This window comes from Corynebacterium accolens, from assembly GCF_023520795.1.
GTDB lineage: Bacteria > Actinomycetota > Actinomycetes > Mycobacteriales > Mycobacteriaceae > Corynebacterium > Corynebacterium accolens.
In genome coordinates, this window is sequence record NZ_CP046605.1 from 2,043,186 (window position 1) to 2,062,872 (window position 19,687).

General features: G+C 54.2%; 9 protein-coding genes and 1 pseudogene. 2 read left to right on the forward strand and 8 right to left on the reverse strand.

Annotated elements, in window-relative coordinates; translation table 11 throughout:
- Positions 1-185 precede the first annotated feature (185 nt).
- A pseudogene (locus CACC_RS09780) lies at positions 186-1,400 on the forward strand (IS3 family transposase).
- Between the two features lie 64 nt (positions 1,401-1,464).
- Here CACC_RS09780 and CACC_RS09785 read toward each other — a convergent pair.
- The 3 genes from CACC_RS09785 to CACC_RS09795 all read right to left on the reverse strand — a co-directional run bounded on the left by CACC_RS09785 (position 1,465) and on the right by CACC_RS09795 (position 11,336).
- A complete protein-coding gene (locus CACC_RS09785; RefSeq protein WP_244262163.1) occupies positions 1,465-4,653 on the reverse strand; it encodes a Z1 domain-containing protein in 3,189 nt (1,062 codons plus the stop codon).
- Between the two features lie 160 nt (positions 4,654-4,813).
- On the reverse strand, positions 4,814-6,316 hold the full coding sequence (locus CACC_RS09790) for an ATP-binding protein (protein ID WP_005279594.1): 1,503 nt from the start codon (positions 6,314-6,316) through the stop codon (positions 4,814-4,816).
- A gap of 13 nt (positions 6,317-6,329) precedes the next feature.
- Complete coding sequence (locus CACC_RS09795) at positions 6,330-11,336, reverse strand: DEAD/DEAH box helicase (RefSeq protein ID WP_005279593.1); 5,007 nt, start codon at positions 11,334-11,336, stop codon at positions 6,330-6,332.
- Positions 11,337-11,553: 217 nt separating this feature from the next.
- Here CACC_RS09795 and CACC_RS09800 point away from each other — a divergent pair, with 217 nt between their 5' ends.
- A complete protein-coding gene (locus CACC_RS09800) occupies positions 11,554-12,540 on the forward strand; it encodes a TDT family transporter (protein ID WP_283939274.1) in 987 nt (328 codons plus the stop codon).
- 19 nt (positions 12,541-12,559) lie between these two features.
- Here the strand turns inward: CACC_RS09800 and CACC_RS09805 are convergent, their stop codons facing one another.
- The 5 genes from CACC_RS09805 to purL form a co-directional block, all read right to left on the reverse strand.
- A complete protein-coding gene (locus tag CACC_RS09805) occupies positions 12,560-13,738 on the reverse strand; it encodes an alpha/beta hydrolase family protein (protein ID WP_005279589.1) in 1,179 nt (392 codons plus the stop codon).
- A gap of 325 nt (positions 13,739-14,063) precedes the next feature.
- On the reverse strand, positions 14,064-14,549 hold the full coding sequence (locus tag CACC_RS09810) for a DUF4411 family protein (RefSeq protein WP_005279588.1): 486 nt from the start codon (positions 14,547-14,549) through the stop codon (positions 14,064-14,066).
- A 3-nt stretch (positions 14,550-14,552) separates the two neighbouring features.
- On the reverse strand, positions 14,553-15,707 hold the full coding sequence (locus CACC_RS09815; protein ID WP_005279586.1) for an ImmA/IrrE family metallo-endopeptidase: 1,155 nt from the start codon (positions 15,705-15,707) through the stop codon (positions 14,553-14,555).
- 232 nt (positions 15,708-15,939) lie between these two features.
- Positions 15,940-17,223, reverse strand: a complete 1,284-nt coding sequence (locus CACC_RS09820) for a glycosyltransferase family 87 protein (RefSeq protein WP_035108539.1) — start codon at positions 17,221-17,223, stop codon at positions 15,940-15,942.
- Between the two features lie 145 nt (positions 17,224-17,368).
- Positions 17,369-19,678, reverse strand: a complete 2,310-nt coding sequence (gene purL / locus CACC_RS09825) for a phosphoribosylformylglycinamidine synthase subunit PurL (protein WP_005279582.1) — start codon at positions 19,676-19,678, stop codon at positions 17,369-17,371.
- Positions 19,679-19,687: the final 9 nt, after the last annotated feature.

Genomic DNA, 19,687 nt, shown 5'->3' on the forward strand with positions numbered 1-19,687 from the left:
AGCATGTATCTGAGCCACAGCGATACTTCTTTCTTCCACTAAAGCTAAGTTACGATACCGTAAGTCTACGGGCGTGGGCGGGAAGCTTCAAGGAAAGATGACCTCAGGGCTATACGAGTAACCTGTGAGGTTACCCTCGTTTAGTGGACACCCGATTAGTGCGGATCTTGTGTCCGTAGGAGAGGATGTTCATTGTGAGTTCGTCAAGGAAGAAGTACACCCCGGAGTACCGGCAGGAGGCCGCCAGACTGGTCATTGAGTCTGGGCGCCCAATCGCTCATGTGGCTAAGGAAATTGGCGTATCGGCCACAATTTTAGGCAGGTGGGTCAAACTTGAGCGGGAACGCCAAGGCTCGGTAGATGGCCGCAGTGATGCCGATATACGAGCCGAAAACGCTCGCCTGCGTCGTGAGTTAGCTGAGGCCAAGATGGATAATGAGTTCTTGTCAAAAGCCACCGCCTTCTTCGCTGCGAAGCAACGCGATCGGAAAAATTTGAGCTAATGCAGCCAGAGCAAGGCGAACTACAGCATCAAACGAATGAGCAGGTTATTAGAGGTTTCTCGTTCTGGCTACTATAAATGGCACAAGGCTCAAGCAGTACGGCTTCGTGGTGAAAATCAGCGTCAGAGATTCCTCGACCAGTTAGACAGGAAAATTCATGACATCTGGGAAGATTCTGACGAAGTCTACGGTGCCCCACGGATTACTGCAGAACTCGCCGAGGGTGGGGTCTATGTGAATCGTAAAACCGTGGCCAAGCGCATGCGGATGATGGGTATTGAGGGCATCTCGCCCAGGGCGTTTGTTCCCGTAACGACGATTCAATCCAAGCGGAGGTCCACGCTTCCAGACCTGGTGAAACGCCTATTTGATCAAGGGCAGCTTAATCGAGTGTGGATGTCGGATATTACCTATCTACGCACGAGTGAGGGCTGGCTGTACCTATGCGTTATCCGCGATGGACACTCCCGCCGAGTCCTAGGCTGGTCCATGGATAGTGTGCAGGATTCTTACCTGGTTGAACGTGCACTGCGCATGGCTTATACCCTGCGTGGTGACGTACCCGATGGCGTGGTATTCCACGCAGATCGTGGCACTCAGTTCACGAGTGAACAATTGTGGAATGTTTGCCAGCAACTAGGTATTGCTCAATCGGTCGGCCGTACTGGTGTCTGCTTTGACAATGCGATGGCCGAGTCGTTCTGGTCGACATTGAAGACCGAATTCTATGACCGGAGGAAATGGCGAACCCGTGACGAAGCCCGGAAGGCGGTGGCTCGCTGGATTGAGATTGTCTACAACCGGCGCCGTCGCCACTCGTCCATCGGGATGGTAAGCCCCGTCGATTTCGAAGCCCAGCTCGCTGATCAAAATGGTAATAAGAAGGCCGCTGCTTAACCCCTAAGCGGCTTAACAACGTGTCCACGATTTGCGGGCAACCCCACCTGATTACCCGTAATACCTATTTTTGGGCGTCCATGCTTTCAATAACGACATCTTCTCCATCGCCGTTGCCGCGCAAATGTACGCCCCATTCAACTACGTTGCCGGTACCGCGCACAGCTTCATGTGGTGAATTAAAGGCAAGGGCCAATCCTACTTCCCCCTTCTCCCAACGCGGTGGAGTGTAGGTGCCGTCTACTTCACTCTTCGCTACCGCGTCTTGGTTCCGATCGTCGAAGACGGTCACGAGAACGGCCCCGCGCTTCTTCGCGTCGAACGAAGTTAATTCAAATGGCTCTTCCCCCTTGATCTTGGTGAAGCTGCTGCGGAGAAATTGCGAGTATTCCATCAAGTCATCAACCCGCGGGGACAATACGGACTGACCGCTCGCTACGCTTTGCATGATGTAGGTGTTCTTTCGATCCGTACCGGTGATGTCATGACGTTCTTCACGGCGACTGCGCTTTACTAGTGGCACGGGAAACGGAACACCTGGGACTTCGACGGTTTTAGGATTTTTGGACAAAATCGGCAGCATAACCGCAACCTCGCGAAAGTCAGAGCCCGCTACACTTGCATGCTTGCCATCCCCTATCAACCCGCGAAGATAGCGGACATGCGGATTGACGATGTTTTCCTTGTAGTTTGACCCCTCATACCACTTCATAGCTTCAAGGAGGTTCACAAACGAATCGGCAGCGACAGTTCCTACGTGGAAATCCTTATATCCAGCGTGTGCAAAGGGCTTGCCGCTCCGCATCCCCTCCAAGCGGAAGTAAGCCAGTTTCGCAACGCTAGGGTCAAGACTCTTCAACAGGGGAATTCCAACTTCTTGGAAGTTCCACTCCAAATCTTTTCTGCTTTGGCGATCCGGAATTGAGTTCAGCTCCACAACATTCGGCGCAGCCGCGGTAGAGCGGATATAAGCATTAAACATCTTATTTGAGTTCGTTGGCTTCAAGTCCGGCAAAGATTGCCGCACCAGAGGAGCAATACGACTCGGCGTCAAACGCTTATCAGAGTCTTGAGGATTGTCTGCATAAATCTTCACGTTGTCCCGGAAAACCTCTTCATCATGCATCGCTGCCTCAAAAAGTTCCACCAAATCCTGCGGTGCATAAAGCCGTACAAGATCTTGGTATCCCTTTCGGAATCCAAACCAGCGACCAGTCTGCATCAAAGTATCCGCGCTTCCGGCACGCCGGCGGAAATAAGAAATAGTCAGGCCCTCGACCGTGTAGCCACGAGAAAGCTTCGCCCCGCCGACAAGAATCTTCCACACACGCCCTGATTCAAAGTTAGGACTTTGCTTTCCTTGAGTATCCACTTGAAGAATCGGCGAATCCCCTGCCTGCACGCCCACCATCATTTCGGCATAAGCTTGATTGATGTAGGGAAGGAGCTCCTCATAGGTCTGCGGAACGGCAAAACCTTCCCTGTATCTTTCGATATTCATGACATCAAGAAGGTCTTCTTCAAATAACCGCTTCATGTCTGGAATCGGCCGAGACAGATTGTATCCGCGGCTACGCCAAATCCTTTCCAGGATTTTCTTGCCATCTTCATGGATTGCAGTTCCGGTACCTTCATGGACCAACATGGTGTGATGTTTGAACGTCAGCCCAGGGTGCTTAGCTTCCCGGAATTTCTTAATCGCACCGGTAAGGACAAACATATCGAGCGCTTCTTCCAATTCCTCTGCGCGCTCTTGGTCGAATGCATCATCGTCTAATTCACGGGAATCAACGATGTCACGAATAAACGCTTCGCTCTGGGAGTTTTCGCGAGTGGCTTCCTCTGGGGCATCTGCAAAATCCATGCGATCGTGAAACCACTTTGCCCCACGGTACGCAGGAGGTTCGTTGAGCATGAGCACATAATGCCGCGGATATAGATCTACCGGGTCAGAAGGATCAACAAAGACGTTGGCGAATGGTGTGGCTGTATAACCGACGTACTGGGCCCGGGGGCAGTTACTAAGCAGCTGCGTAATCTGATCATTAACTGCAGTACGTTCCCGTTCCTCTTTGATGTCTTCCTTCTTCTGCCTTTTCGTGTTAATGGACGCTTGATCAGACTCATCATCAATGACCAAAACCGGCAGATGCTTCAAATCCTCATTAAGCCGCGCAGCACGACGCAAATCCGAGTTGAGGTTTTTGAGCACAGAGGAGTTTTTCTTTACCACCGCAACAAGGCAAGGCATGTTGTCCAGGTTATCTGGATGATGAACAGGCTTTGACTTATCCGGGCGCTCAATTTCAATCGCACTTGTTCCGGTTCTGCGGTAGTCGCGAACCGAAGTCGTCACGCGCTTAATACGTGGAAACCCTTTGGTTCCAAAGGCAGGACCATGACTGACAAATGCGCTACCTGCTTCGTCCCAGTCACGATCCCACTCTTCGTCTCCATTGAAATAGGTCTCATCTTTTCGTTCTTTTGCGGTAAGGTTATCCTCATCGAGGCCACTTAACACCGATTCTTTGCCGCACAGCTCTTTGTCTAAACGACGTTGTGTTTGATCTCGCAGGTTGTCCATTGTGCCGGCAAGGATGATAATAAACCTGTAACCAGCGTCAATAGCTTTCGCAGTGACAGCCGTGAAGTTGGCCGTCTTGCCGCTCTGGACATAGCCAACCACGAGCCCCCTTGAGGAAAGGTAGTGCGGCTTCTTCGGATCTTCTAAACGGCGAATTACCTCCGTAGCCTGCGTGCCAACAGTATCGATGGACTCAGCGTCCCAGTTATTTCTACTGAGGACCCTCCGGTAGTCATCCCAGTAGCGAGTATTTTCTTGCTGCCTTTCCGGCGTATACCACTCGGTAAAATTTTCCTCGATAATAACCGCGGGCTCAGGGTCCGGCATACGTTTCTCCACCGCTGCCGCAAAGTCACCTAGCCCAAGTTGGGCGATCACCCATTGAAATCGTTCGTCACTATCTGGAGGCGTTTGGGTTTCAGGTTTAACAACTGCGGCGTCAGCATCCTTCGCTGCCACGATGAACGTTATCAATGGCTGGATATCGTTATCATCAGCTTCCTCGATGTACTTAAGAATCGTAGAAGCATCGACCTCCATCCCCTCCATCAGCTTAAGCCTGTCTTGCAATGACGCAAAGAGCTTTAAATCCGACGGATTGAGAACATTGCCGATAGCTTCCTTCAACGATGGGAAACTCGTTGCCTGGCTGTCGTGACTGCTGGTCAAGATATTGTCTCCTCTGATCTGTACTTCTCCATCGATGTTTAGCACTGGAAATTTGGTGGCTCACATCAATTGAGATCTAGACTACAGCGCCAACAGACATCTGGCGGAGGAAACGGGCCACAATCAAACGTCTGTTCTATCGGTGAGTTTATATTTGGGCCTAGCGGAGTTTTTCCTGACGCTCCTGCTCTTTGGCCGCGACAGTAAGAAGCTCAGACCACAAAGAAGCATTAGCTTTCGATTTTCTGGTTTGTTTTGACGTAGCTATGTCATTGAAGAGCAAATACAGAAGTGTTTTTAACAGTGGCGCATCATTGAGGGCACCTCTGCCAGGGTTAACCATCTTTCGATACTGGCGATTGATCTTAACCGTGCTATCACGCGGAGAAACCTCTACGAATGTATCGCCTTCAAGATCCGCCCACACAACATTGACCGAGTCGCCCTTCTTTAAAACCGCCTCGTCTTCGATTGCTTCTTTGATTGGTGGAGCAATCCCCTGCCCGGCCTCTGCCAGGACATCTGGGTTACCAGATTTCTTATTAGAATTGCGAAGTACTGCGATTGCATCGTCGCACACGTCAGCAAAACTCTTTGTCTGGTCTCCGCATACTCGCAATTGCTCAATAAATCGATGAAACCCTTCTCCAAGTCTCACAGAACCTTTTTGCGGGCTGATAGTGATGTACTCGTTAACCACTCGTGGATCATCGATGACAATACGCAGCAATTTGTAGTCTTTTCGGGGTTCCTGAAATCCGCACCAGCCGCCCTGCGTAATTAAACGGTCTGCGATATAGATGTAAAAACCTTGATGCCCAAGTTCGTCCTTTCCTTCCAATCCGAACTCATCCGCTTTGGATCGATTGGTCCAGATATGTGCGGTAACGCCAAGTCCCGCTTCTTCCCCATGCTCCGTGAGACGGAGTGGGTAGCGGCTATCCCCTGACTTCCGGTAACCGCATGGATCAATGGGCTTAATATCTGGAGCAGGTACAGGACTGAATTCGTCATAAAGCATAAACATTTTGATGTCTACGCGATTGTCCTGGAGAAAACGGTGATAACGGATCCCTAAATGTCGGCGGAGCTTTTCACTCGTCTTGGAGAGAAACCTGTTTGCCTCTCCCTCATCGCTTCCTTCATAAATTCCCGTCAGATCGTTCCAGAGAATCGATGTACCGCGTTTGAGATTTACGAGTCGATCTCTGAAATTCCACGCGGTAGTCGTTGTCTGCTGTTTCAACACATCCGCAGTAAAGCTTTCCTTATGCAGTCGAATCCCCGCTGGAAATTGCCCTTTCACTCGGGAAAGCACGGTGACCGTATCGGCATTGGCATATGAGCCTTCCTTGAGCCCCATGCCGTAGATACCAATATTGCTATGTGATTGCGATTCATGCCCGCCTAGTCGCAATACACGTTCCATAGTTGCAGTATCCATACCGCGACCATCATCATGGACCGCAATTTGGGTCAGTCTGTTTCCCTCCACATGGAAAACAATGCAGATTTTTTCTGCCTTCGCATCAATGGAGTTATCCACCAACTCATCGATGCCCGAACAAATATCATGATTAGCCCCCAGCGCATGCTGAATAGATTCAGTTGGAGTCAGGTGGATAGTCTTTTCTATTTCAAAGGAGCTTTTTTGCTTTGCCAATCGTCTCCCCGCCTTATTCTTCAATCTCCAAGTCATCCACGATCCGCACGGTCTCCATCGCCACGCGAGTGACCTTGCCAATCAGATCCACGATGTAGCGCGGATTGCATACCTCATCGGCCCAATCATTCGGGTCATTTACAATCCCGGAGGCTTTGTCCTTCTTCACCTGGTACCGGTCAATCAACCACGCCACCGCTGAGCGCGAACCCAGCATGTACTCATCCGCCTCTGCCGGAATACCGGAGATGGTCACCTGCTTGTTGTAGATCAACTTCGTCACATCATTGACGTTCTTGCCCGTTTCCGGATCCTTGCGCTTGGCCCACTTCATCTTCTGCACGCGCCACGTCTCACGGTTGGACTCATCACCCTTGACCTGAATATCCAGCGGCCAGGGTTCCACGGACTCATAATCCACGTGCAACGCCATGAGTTCCTTACCCGCCGCAACAAACTTATCGAACTCCGCACGCGAGTTTGGTGTTTCAATATGCGGCAGCATCTTCTTCAAATCCGCCGCATACTGCGTGCGATAGCCCGGATCATGCAGCTTGCCATAGACAAAGTGGAAGATGTCATCGCCCGAGACGTCACCGCCCAACGCATCCCGGTAAATTTGCTTAATCTCATCCGTGATGTTGTCCACCCGCACATACCCATCAACAACCTCACCGACTTGGCCGTAAGCACTGGTCTCACCTTGCTTGACGACGTTCCCTTCACCGAACAGACCACCATCTTCGGCATCAACTGGGGTCCAGGTGAAGCGGGGAAAGAATTGGCCTGGGTTGCCTGCTCCTGCAACGGCTACAAGATCTGGTATTCGATCAGTTGCAGTACATGTAAACGGTGCGGATGCAGCGGGGGCAGAGATCAATAGTCCCAAATTACTGTGTGTAGGAGTAGGAAAGATTGATGGCAATTGGTAAGTCCTATCATTGAGCTTTTGCTCAAAATAGACATGTTGCTTGGTGAATGGACGGTACAACGAAGGATAGAATCTAGCTGGATTGACAACAATTTCTGCGCTCTTAGCCGCATAGTTCTTAAGGGTTTGATTCCAAGAAATGTTTTTGGTATCGGCGAATTTTGTATTTCCCTTTAAGAAATCCGTCACATCAGCTTCTTTAGCCTTGGTTACACCTTTGTCTCCTAGCCAGTGCTGGAGCTCCTCGATTGCTTTTGTATACGTATCCGTTAGCAGTCCCAGTTGCTCAGTCAATTGTTCTTTAGTCTGAGCATATGCCCAGGAATCACGCCCAGTTTTCAGCCCCGCAGAAAATGTTGTGAAAATCCGCGTTGAATTCCCCTTCTTTTCGCCAATAACCGGCCACGTTTCGAACTCCTCAGAGCGCTGGTTGAGCCAATCACCCTCTTTGTTCGGCTCGATGGTCTGCCAGTCAATAGTTTCTGTCGAGGAGGAGTCGACGATCCCAAGCTTCTCTTCCGCGGTGAGATAGTCACCGATGTCTCGGTAGTGCAGCTGAAAGCCAGACTTTGTGGGATCTTTGATGCCGATCGCGATGGCTACAGTATTGCGGGACCCCGAACCGAAGACTTTTCCGCCCTCCTTTCGTGACTGTTCACCAGCGGTACGTTGGTTGCCGCGCAAGTTAAAAATATAAAGGTCGGTGAAATCCTCGGCCATCGACAAGCGCACACCGTCACCGGTGTTGCCATCAATCCACCCGCCATTGGATACGAACGCCACCACGCCTTGGTCGCCGATGCGGTCGGTAGCCCATCGGAAAGCGCGCAGGTAGGAGTCGTAAAGCGAGTTTTTATTTGTAGCCGTGGACTTCGCTGCGTAAGTTTCCGCGATGCGCTTATCCAAGCCGGGGTACTTCTGGTTGGCGTTGAGGTCATTCGCGGACTTTTGACCCGCGGAGTATGGCGGATTACCAATGACCACGTTGATGGGCGCATTCTTCTGCCGCTCGATGGTGGCGTTGTTTTCGCGGAAGATGTTGAGGTCTGGAATATCGCCGTCTTCGTGGACCTGGAAGGTATCCGCCAAGGCAATGTTGGTAAACGGCACGTAGTCCGGTGTTGGTTCACCGTTGCGCTGCGCGGCTTCCTCACGCAGGGCATTATAGGTGGTCTCGATATTGACGGCAGAGACGTAATACGCCAGCAGCATAATCTCGGTGGCAAACAGCTCGTTGGCATATTTTCGTGCCATGTCTTCTGGCTTAATCAGCCCAGACTGCAATAAGCGCACCATAAACGTCGAGGTCCCAGCGAAGGGGTCAAGGATACTTACACCCTCATCGCTGAGCCCCTTGTCAAAGTGCTTGCGGGAGACCTCATCGGCAGCGCGCAGGATGAAGTCCACGATTTCCACCGGAGTATAGACAATGCCGAGGGCTTCCGCTTGCTTCTTGAAAGCCTTGCGGAAGAAGCGCTCATACAGTTCCTTAATCACCTGCTGCTTACCGGAAGCAGAGGTTACCTCGGAAGCGCGCACGCGCACAGACTCGTAGAACTTTTCCAGCGATTCGGTCTCCGTATCCAGGTTCGCCTTCGATAGGGCCGCAACCATTTTCTCCATGACCTGCGCCACGGGGTTATGCGTAATGAAGTCATGGTTTTCAAATAGCGCGTTGAACACCGGTGCAGTAATCAGGTGTTGCGAGAGCATGGAGATGGCATCATCGGCGGTAATGCCATCGTTCAAATTATTGCGCAGGCCCTCGACAAACTCATCGAATTCTTGGCGCAAGTCTTCATCGGCATTGTCTACCAGTGCGGTAATGCGGGTGATTTGGTTTTCCGCGATAGTGGCAACGTCATCGGCCCAGTCTTCCCAGTAGGAGCGGGTGCCGACCTTGTCCACCAGCTTGGTGTAAATGGCCTCTTGCCATTGCTCTAGAGAGAACAACGCAATCTGCTGCGTCATGGCCGAGGAATCTTCAAAGGCCTCAGGGGACTTGGTGCGATCTGCCTCTTCTAGCTTTTCTTTATCGCTTTTCTCCTCGTCACCGCCAACGTGGTTGACGTCAATAGGCAATTCATCTTGCGCGTTTGCACCATTGAGCGCAATGGAATTGATCTTGGCATTGAAGCGATCATCGTGTGCACGCAGTGCGTTCAGAATCTGCCAGACCACCTTGAAGCGTTGGTTGTCATTCAGGGCTTGCGAGGGTGACACGTCCTGTGCGACAGCAACCGGCAAGATGATGTAGCCATAATCCTTGCGCGCCGATTTACGCATCACGCGGCCCACGGACTGGACCACATCCACCATAGAATTGCGGGGGTTGAAGAAGATCACCGAATCCAGTGCAGGTACATCCACGCCCTCCGAAAGGCAGCGCGCATTGGTAAGTATCCGGGCTTCATTTTCGGCCGCGGGCGATTCAATCCAAGACAACTTGGTGCCGCGCTCCATGGCGTTCATGCCACCATCGACGTGCTGAGCGGCAATGTGCAGGTCGACGTTGGTTAAAGAGACATCGCTAAGCGCCGCCTTATCCTTGAGCAACTCCTGATGAGTCCTAATCAGGGAGGGAAAGCTCTCCGCAATTTGCTCGGAAGTCTTAATGTCTTTGGCAAAGGCCACCGCGCGCTGCATAGGCCGCGCGTTTTCGTCGAAGCCGCCCTTCTTTCCCTGCAACTCGCCCGAGCGTTTAGCCAGGCCATTCCACGCACCGATCATCGCCGAGGCCAGCGTCAGGTTGATCTGGTTATTTTCACTATGCGCCATGGCGTTAGCAGCCACGGATTCATCGACGGTCATCACGAGGACCTTGTAGTCCGTAAGCAAGCCCTTGTCCACGGCCTCGCCGAAACCCAAACGATAGAACTCCGGTCCATAGATTCCCTCATCATCCATGGAGGTCAGTTCGGCGGAGTGCTCTGCGGCTTTGCCTTTAACGGCGTCATCGAAAAGCCGTGGCGTTGCAGTCATATACAAACGCTTTGCGGCCTTGATGTAATCCGTATCGTGCACGCGCACGAAGTTGCTGGAGTCCTCCCCCGCCAACGTAATACCCGTGGTGCGGTGGGCTTCATCGCAAATGACCAGATCAAAGTCATCCAACCCCTGCTGCTGTGCATCATGTACTGCCGGCAAGGATTGATAGGTGGAAAAGACGATATTTAGGCCCTTGGCGCGTTTGCCAGAGGCAAAACGCTTTGCAATGTCTGCCCCATCGGTAGAGACGGGAACTTCCAAGTCATAGACGGCAATATCTTCGGCCTTTTTGGATACCTTCGAGTCAGAGCACACCGCAAAAGTACGCATGTCTAGGCGTCCTTGCGCAGTCCATTCCTTCAAGGTTTGCGAGAGCAAAGAAATAGAAGGCACAAGGAACAAAATGCGTGCCTTGCCGCCGTTATTTTCCGCTACACGCTCTGCCAGGCGCAGCGCGGTAAACGTCTTACCGGTGCCGCAGGCCATGATGAGCTTGCCACGGTCGTGGGTGTCAAAGCCCTCGATGGCTTTATCAATGGCCGCTTGCTGGTGCGGGCGTGGTTCAAAGGTCTCGCGCTGGGAGAGGTTAATTTGGATATTCTTATCCTGCACCTCAGAGCCCGGAAAGGCCACGTCCCAGTTGATGGGCGATTCCGCAATGGAGGAAATACCAATGCGGCTAGTGGGGATGATCTGGTTGGCTAATGCTTCCTCAGCATGCGAGGACCAGCGATCCGTAGTGGAAATAATAATCCGGCTGCTGAAGTGCTCGCGCCCGTGCTCCGTTTCAAAAGAATGCCCTGAGGCCTCAAAGAAGGAATCTAAGTGCGATTTCTGGATGCTCGCGGTGGAGGCATAGAACTTGCACTGGATCGCAGTCCAGGTCCCGTCATCGCGGCGGCGAGCTACCAAGTCAATCCCGGTATCGGCCTTGCCACCGTTATAGCGCCAGTCAGTCCACCGGCTGACCTCATCAAACTGTGCCTTGAGAGTGGGATCAGTCTGAAAATAATTGACCATCAGCTTTTCAAAAGCGATACCATACTTCGCCTTTGGTTGGTTTTCGCGCAGCTGTTCCAGGACCTCAGAGAACTTTGACATAGGAACATTATGCCTGATGAATGTTGCGGTTTCTCGATGTCTGCGACATTGCGCAGGCCGCGTCGTCATGACATGGCGGCCTGGAACGGGAAGAAGCCCGATCCCTGTCATCCCCTCACGTAGGAGTATATTTATTCATTGGAATCCTGTTCGGATTACACACTCCCCGCACGCATGAGGAAGCACATAACCTGAAATGTTTAAAGTTCGGAATGACATGAAAATTCCGCCGCTAGGGCCTGCCTGGGCGGGAGCACTCATGGGACTATCGATCTCCTCATCCCTTATTGATGCCCACCTGAGTCCGGTGTTGGGGCACCTTCCAGCTGAAATCATGCTCGGCGTGGCAACTCTTGTCTTCTTGGCGCTCTCGGCGGGATTCATTAAGTACCGGAATCCTGGGTTTCATTCCGACGATATGCCTGCATGGGGCATGGTCTCCATGGGCATCCTCGCATTGGGTAGCGCCTACTCCCTCATCCTTGATGCCTGGTTGATTCACACTGTGTGTTGGGCCGTGGGTACCGTCCTCAGCCTCATGACCTGCATCAAATATTTAAAGTATCTTTTCTTCAACCACCCCGCTGATCCCGCCTTTGCATTGGGTCTGCCGCTGGTGGCACCGATGGTTTCCGCAACCTCTTCGGCGCAGCTGGCAACGCAGGTCGGTGAGTGGAGCTCGCTTGTCCACGGCGTTGGCGTTTTCTGCTTCGTAGTGGCTTTGGTGACGGGAATGCCGATATTTACCTTTATTTACCTGCACACCTTTCCCAAGGTTCCCATTAACTTCGCTGCCACCGCTTGGATCCCGATGGGCTTGGTCGGCCAGTCCACCGCCGCGGCGCAGCTTCTCGCCGGTGACCAATGGCACTTCCGCGCCATGGTCTACGGTGTGGCGATGCTGGGCTTGGGTGTGCCGCTGTCGGTCTATGCCATCGCCAAGCATTGGGGCGCAGCCCTGGGAAATACCCCGATGTCCTATAACCCCAGCTGGTGGGCCAGCACCTTCCCCGTGGGCACCTGCTGCCTTGGCACCCATACCCTATCCACGCAGCCCGCGGCGCTGGCATGGGGCCTGGGCTGGATGGATACCGTGAGCGCCGCCCTGCTGGTTCTGCTCCTCCTCCACGTCACTTGGGCTGCTTTCGGAGCCATCAAAACCGTTTCCGAGCATTTCAAGGTCAGCCAAATGAGTCACGCATAGCTCCAGGGGTTTCGGCAGGTTAAGAACCTTGTGGATCGTGCTCGGCGAAGAATTGGGGCATCGCCCGGAGCAGGTGCTGGTTCCAGACTCCATGTGCGCTAAGGGCAGATGCGTGGTCAGCATGTGGGCGCACGTATTCGCTAAGGTCGATATTCTTTTCTTGGGCTATGCGGCGAAAATCGTCGTAGCTTTCCGGCGGAACGAGACGATCGTTGTCGCTGCGGACAATCTTGATGGGTGGCATATCCGTGGTGAGATGCGTAGCTGAGGTGACGAAATCTGCACGGTCGGGATATTCCTCGGGCGTTCCACCCAGGTATTTCTGCACGGTATCGCGGGAACCCTGCGCGGCATAAGGATCGTCAGAATCATAGATGTGGCGGACATCGAGGGCCGGTGAGTCCGCATACACGGCGCGGGGAACGGCCGGCGTGCCGGGACAATCGGCGGAAGGTAAGTGGTTGGGGTGCGCGGCGGCATCGGCAGTCGCATTCAGCACCAACTGGCCGCCGGCGGATTCGCCGTATGTAAAGAAACGCCCTGGGTCGCCGTCATAATCCGCTGCATGGGCATTGACCCAATTCATCGCGCACCCCACATGCCCCGCTGCCACCTTCCACGTGGGCTGCTCCCAACTGGACAGCGTGTAATCGACGGATAATACGAGATAGCCGCGCTGCGCCATCTGACGCATGTTGAACGCCTGGGAATGCTTATTCATCTGATCCCAGCCGCCGCCGTGGACATACATCATCACCGGGTGGGTGCCGCCATCATTGGGCGTATAAATATCCATGTCTAGGTCCTCGCCATGGAAGGAATCGTAGGCCACCGTATGATCAGGGCCCTCGTCGGTGCTTTCCACACCAGCCCAACTAAACGCGGCGCGAATATCCACGTCGGTCCCCTGCTCCTTCGCAGCATGAATCTGCGTCCCAAAAAGCGCGATACCTGCAATGAGCGCAACCGCCGCGAACGCGCCTGGCACGTAGAAGCTGCGGGAGCCGAGCCTTCCAAGCGCCGCAAGGACCAGGAGAATAAGGGAAAAGATAATCACCGGCCCGATATACTGCGGGCCGATGAGCGCGCCGGCACCCCAATACGGAATATGCGGCGTAAACGGTGCCACCGCAAGCCACAGCGTGAGGAAAGCGACAAGCGCAAGCGGGACGGAGAGCAGCCGGGCAACGATCTTCATACCGGCAACGTTAGTCCTCGTTTCTGGAAATGCGTGGTGGAGATTTTGCCTTTAATAAGAGGACCAGAGTCACACGCGAATGTTTCCGCGCACCTACGTGGAAGGCACGCCCACAGCCTGATTTAATTAAACCAGAACAATAAAGTGGGAAAGCAATGAATAGTCTCCGGTTCAAAAGAGCCAAGTCTCGTGAATTGGCGCTCGGACAAATGCGAAAAGGTACGATGATGTTTTCGAAGTACCATAGCGATGCTCTCGCGGACGAGATATTCACCTACATACACACGGTTTTAGCTCCACAATTTTCTATACCACATACAGGAGACTAAATACTGATATTAAGTTTTCTTAAGAAATCAATACCATCCAAACACTCGACGCCAAAGTGCTGTGCTACATCCGGAATCTTCACTCGTGCTTTTCCATCTGGCGCGGGTTTCTCGTTGGTCACAATCTTCGCGTTATGCCGATACGCGGAGGCAACTAACCAAGAATCTGCAGCATCCAAAAATATATTTACTGCGTTTGCTTTGTATTTAGGCTCGCGCTCCATACTGACCCAACGTGTCATCGCTTCATAGGCTAGGATTTCTTCCCCATCAGGAGACAACCGCTGGCTGGGGCGGACAAGGTTTTCATACCACGCAAAACGAGGATGCCCCCAGCTCTTCATTTCTTCGTGGACCTCATCATGGAAGCAAATCCCCGGAACAAAAAGCTTCACCTCAAGCTCTTTCCACAGGCTGGGGAATATGTCTTCTGGATAAGTAGTCGTTAACTCACCTAGAAAATTCGTATCGATGACGTACATCGCTTATACCGCTTTTCTGCCCGAAGATCGTGCAGCCGACACAAGCTTTTCAAAGGAATCATACGTTGTTGTTCCCAGAAGACTTGCAGCTTGTTTTTCAGGTAGGACTCCTGATTCTGCGGCACCTAATACTGTCTCAAAAAAATTCTCTCCCACCCTTGCTTTAATCAAGACATGGCGGGGAGGCGCACCTTTAGCATCTCGCGAAGTCTTCATTAGCGCCTGTTCTTTCCGGAACCGTGCCGCAAGTGGAATAGCTTCTTCTTGTGAGACCATTCCAAGTCCTACCAGCCGCCACAACAATGCTTCGCGGCTCATGCCGTATGTCTTGGATAGTGCGGGAACCTGTTCTGCTAGCTCGTCAGTGGGCTGGAATTTCTCCCCTAGGGAAGCTCCCGGGCACAAGAAAGCCGCAGCAAATTGATTACACCATTGCTCAGTTTCTAGGCGCTCCGAGTGATCAGAAATTCCGGGTTTGCCAAGCACAACGTGCGCCAATTCGTGCGCAAGACTGAAAAGCTGAGCCGTCTTGGTATCGCGGGTATTGATGAAAACTAGGCAGTAGCCATCCTCTTCAAGGGTGAATCCACGAAATTCCTCTACATTAAGTGCCCTACGGGTGGAGTTTTCGGCAATGGAGTTTCGGGCGACGAGTATCCCGGCATCTTCCATCAATGAAACCAATTCACGAACTTTGTCACGCCCGGGAAGAGGTGTTTCTTGAGTGAGGCGGAGTACGTCCCGAACGCTGCTGGCAGCAGCTGTTGCAGACTCAGAAATCGTCGCGGTACGGAAAAGCTCCGGCGGCTCAATTCCGATGTCCCGTGCGTATTCGGCGTACCAATCGAGGCGACTCTGGGAAGCGAACATGACTTCCTGCAGCTCTGGGCTGACGGTATCGAGCTGCTCATTGCGCACGGTTCTAAAATCCGCGACCTCAACTCCATCGCCTGTGGGGACATCGAGAAGCAGCCTGCCGAAAGGGATATGAGCTTTCTTCGCTAGGTCTTTCGCTTGTTTTAGAGTGGGACGCTCTTCACCAGTTTCCCATTCATGGATTTTGGGGAATTGCTTGAGTAGCGCGGATTGTGAGAGCCCTGTGCGGGATACCGCCCAAGCCAGCACAGCAGGTTGAATCGTCACTCGTACAGGTGCCATGACGATCCTCCTTCACTATCCGTAGGTCTTAAATAGTAGCGTAAACCAAGCAAAAAGCTCGGTCGAGGCCGGCGGCATCGGCAAGCGCATTCAGCACCAACTGGCCGCCGTGGAAATACACCATCACTGAGTGGGTGCCACCATCATTGGGCGGATAGCAGCCGGACAACGATCCTCAAGTATTCGTGTCCGGAGATGCGTGGTGGCGGCTTTAGTGGAGAAAAGCCGCCTGCTAGCTCGCGTTTTTAAAGGAAAGGCGGCGGTCCCGCAGGGGCAGGGCGTCCTTCCGGCTTAGCTCCGCGATACATAGTGCGATTACGAAGCCTGCCAAGGCGATGAACGAGGACCACGGCAACCACAAATCAGAATCTGACTTGGCCAGCGGCGGGAATAGGAAGAGTCCCAAGACTGGGACGGCATAAATGATGCGATTCTGCCCGCGCGCCAGGACGCCTAGCAGTGGCACTACGGCACACAAGACGTAATGATCCCACAAGATACTGCTGGTAGCTGTAAGCACCGTAAAGATGCCGACGGCAGTAATGCGCCACGGGTCCTGTGACCGCACAGCGGTAACAATAACCAGTGCAACCAATGCCAGGGTGACAAGTGGCGGAATAATGCTGGCAGCCGTTGAAGGATCATCGACAATGGTGACAAGAAGGTTGTCATCTTCAACGCGGTTGGTGCTGAGCTGGGAGGCAATCGATCCGTTCACAGGAGCGACCATTACTGACCCCATGATGTCCTGAAGGGTATCCCACCAAGAGGTAAATACGTTCCAGCCAGAAACAACGATTGAGTACAGCACAGCGATGGCGCCTGTCCCGAGTGCCACCACTCCCGTGTTCCGCGCCCGCGGAAATGCCACACAGATGAGTACGAGGACAATGGGGGTTAGCTTCACCGCAGATACAAGTCCCAGTGCAATTCCCGCGCGCACTGGATGCACGCGAGAAGCAGCAAGGCCGTATGCAACCCCCGCAAAGATCAACGGGCTCGTCTGCCCAAGGATCAACGATGACTGAAAAGCCGTCGATACCCAGCCCAAGAGTATGCCGAAAAGCAATGTCATGGTCGGTATCTCTTCTTCAAACCACAAGAACCAGGCGGAGGCTATCAGCACCACCAACGCCCAACCGGAAACAATCGCGAGCACTATCACGGAGACATCAAAACTCATGACTTGCACGACCAAGCTCATGACATCGGCAAGAAATGGGGCGTGAACATAAGGGTGTGGGAACCCTGTGACATCAGAGTGGGCGATGGTGTCTAACCACACATCACCACGGGGTAGTGCGAAATCATGTTCATTGATGCTATAGAGGTGATCCCGGTTTCCATCGCGTACGAGCAATCCCGCTACCCATAACGCGTCCCAGTCATCGTAATTCATTTTTCCGGCGGAAATTATGGCAACCACTAGGCCAAATACCAGCCCAATACCATGGTGGCACCACCGCAGCACTGTTGATGCGGGTGCGGAGGCTTGGTGGCGGGAATGCGCACTCATGGGACTCCTACTGTAAAAATCATGATTCGAATCAGGGAGAAAAGGCTTTGTTTATTAGGCGGCGGCCGGGAAAATCGAAGATTGCCTAAACGCTACTCAAGCCCGGCCGAAGCCGGGCTTGTGCTAGGCAGTGCCAGGGGCTGGTTTACTCCACGACGGAATTAGCGCCCACGGCGTGGCCGAAGAGGTCAGGCAAGGTGGCAGACCATGCCTCAACCAGCTGGGAGATGGCCACGGATTCGCCGCCCAGGGTAAGGGCACCGGTTTCGGTGGTCTCACCCACGATGGCCGCGGAGATGCCGAGCTCTGCCGCACGGGCAAGCACCTTATCGGCGCGGTCGGCGGTGGTAGCCACGAGCGCGCGGGAGGCGGACTCGGAGAAGGCCGCGGTAAAGGCATCCTCATGCACGGCGGTGAGATCGAGGTCGAGGCCGAGGCCGGCGGCATCGGCAAGCGCACCGGCGCGCTTGGCCATCTCAAAGGCGGCGACGGCAAGGCCGCCCTCGGAGACATCGTGTGCGGCGGTGAGCAGATCGTTGCCGTGGAAGAAGTCCGCAAGGCGCTTCTCATTGGCCATGTCCACCTGCGGCGGCAGGCCGTTGAGGTTGTCCTTATCGGCACCCTCGGCGCTCACCAGCTGCCAGATGGAACCGCCGAACTCATCCTTGGTCTCGCCCAAGGCGATGAGGACCTCCTTCTCATTGACGGTGCCCAAGTTATTGCCAATGGCCTTGTGCACATCGTCGATAACGCCGAGCACACCCACGACCGGGGTGGGCAGAATCGGCTCGGAGCCGGTCTGGTTGTAGAAGGACACGTTGCCGCCGGACACGGGGATGGCGAGCTCGACGGCGGCATCGGCAAGCCCATGCACCGATTCGCGGAATTGCCACATCACGTCCGGGTTTTCCGGGGAACCGTAGTTGAGGCAGTTGGTAATCGCAACGGGCTTCGCGCCGGTAACCGCGACGTTGCGGTAGGCCTCCGCCAAGGCCAGGCGCGCGCCCATGTTCGGGTCCAGCTTGGTGTAGCGTCCGGAAGCATCGGCGGAAACGGCAACGCCGCGGCCGGTCTCCTCATCGATGCGCAGCACGCCCGCGTCCGCGTGGTGGGACTGGACGGTATTGCCGCGCACGTAGCGGTCATACTGGTTCATGATGAAATCGCGCGAGCACAGCGAGGGCGAAGAGACGAGCTTCTGCAGGGATTCCACCAGGCCGCGCTTGTCCGTACCCTGGTATTTCTGCAGCTCATCCTGCCACTCGGGGCGGGCGTAAGGGCGCTCGTACACCGGAGCCTCATCCGCGATGGTGCCGGCCGGCGCATCGACGACGACCTCGCCCTGGTGGCGGATGACCAAGTGGTCACCCTCAGTAACCTCACCGATTTCGGCGCAGGTGACCTCCCAGTGCTCACAGATTTCGCGGAACTTCTCCACATTTTCCGGGGCCACGACGGCGCACATGCGCTCCTGGGACTCGGAGGCGAGGATTTCCGCGGCGGTCATGTTTTCCGCGCGCAGCGGCACCGCATCGAGGTTGACCTCCATGCCACCATCGCCGGACGCAGCCAGCTCAGAGGTGGCACACGCCAGGCCGGCACCGCCCAAGTCCTGGATGCCCACCACGACGCCGGCGTGGTAGAGATCCAGGCAGCATTCGATGAGCACCTTTTCCGCGAAGGGGTCGCCCACCTGCACGGCAGGAAGCTTGCGCTCCGCGCCGTCTTCAAAGGTATCGGAGGCCAGCACGGATACGCCGCCGATGCCATCCAGGCCGGTGCGGGAACCGAAGAGCATGACCTTGTTACCCTTGCCGGAGGCGAAGGCGAGTTTCAGGTCATCGACCTTGAGCGTACCCACACACAGGGCGTTGACCAGCGGGTTTCCCGCATAAGTTTCATCAAAGACGGTTTCTCCGCCAATATTGGGCAGACCCAAGGAGTTGCCGTAGCCGCCCACGCCGGAGACGACGCCGGGCAGCACGCGCTTGGTATCGGGGGCATCGGCAGGCCCAAAGCGCAGCTGATCCATCACGGCAATCGGGCGCGCACCCATGGCCATGATGTCGCGGACGATGCCGCCCACGCCGGTGGCCGCGCCTTGGTAGGGCTCCACGTAGGAGGGGTGGTTGTGCGATTCCACGCGGAAGGTCACCGCATTGCCATCGCCGATGTCCACCACGCCGGCGTTTTCACCAATGCCGGCGAGGATCTTCTCCCCCATCTCCTCCGTCATGGTCTCACCAAAGTAGCGCAGGTGCGTCTTGGAGGACTTATAGGAGCAATGCTCGGACCACATCACGGAGTACATGGTCAGCTCCGCGTCGGTGGGGCGCCGGCCCAAAATATCGTGGATGCGCTGGTATTCGTCATCCTTCAGGCCGAGCTCAACGTAAGGCTGCTGCTCATCCGGGGTGGACTGTGCCTTTTCTACGGTGTCATTAGAAACGGTCATGTAGGTGGC

Excerpts from the sequence above, each read along its gene's own strand:
- CACC_RS09820 (WP_035108539.1), bottom strand. The coding sequence starts at position 17,223 with ATGAGTGCGCATTCCCGCCACCAAGCCTCCGCACCCGCATCAACAGTG.
- purL (WP_005279582.1), bottom strand. The coding sequence starts at position 19,678 with ATGACCGTTTCTAATGACACCGTAGAAAAGGCACAGTCCACCCCGGAT.
- CACC_RS09805 (WP_005279589.1), bottom strand. The coding sequence starts at position 13,738 with ATGAAGATCGTTGCCCGGCTGCTCTCCGTCCCGCTTGCGCTTGTCGCT.
- CACC_RS09815 (WP_005279586.1), bottom strand. The coding sequence starts at position 15,707 with ATGGCACCTGTACGAGTGACGATTCAACCTGCTGTGCTGGCTTGGGCG.
- CACC_RS09800 (WP_283939274.1), top strand. The coding sequence starts at position 11,554 with ATGAAAATTCCGCCGCTAGGGCCTGCCTGGGCGGGAGCACTCATGGGA.
- CACC_RS09810 (WP_005279588.1), bottom strand. The coding sequence starts at position 14,549 with ATGTACGTCATCGATACGAATTTTCTAGGTGAGTTAACGACTACTTAT.
- CACC_RS09795 (WP_005279593.1), bottom strand. The coding sequence starts at position 11,336 with ATGTCAAAGTTCTCTGAGGTCCTGGAACAGCTGCGCGAAAACCAACCA.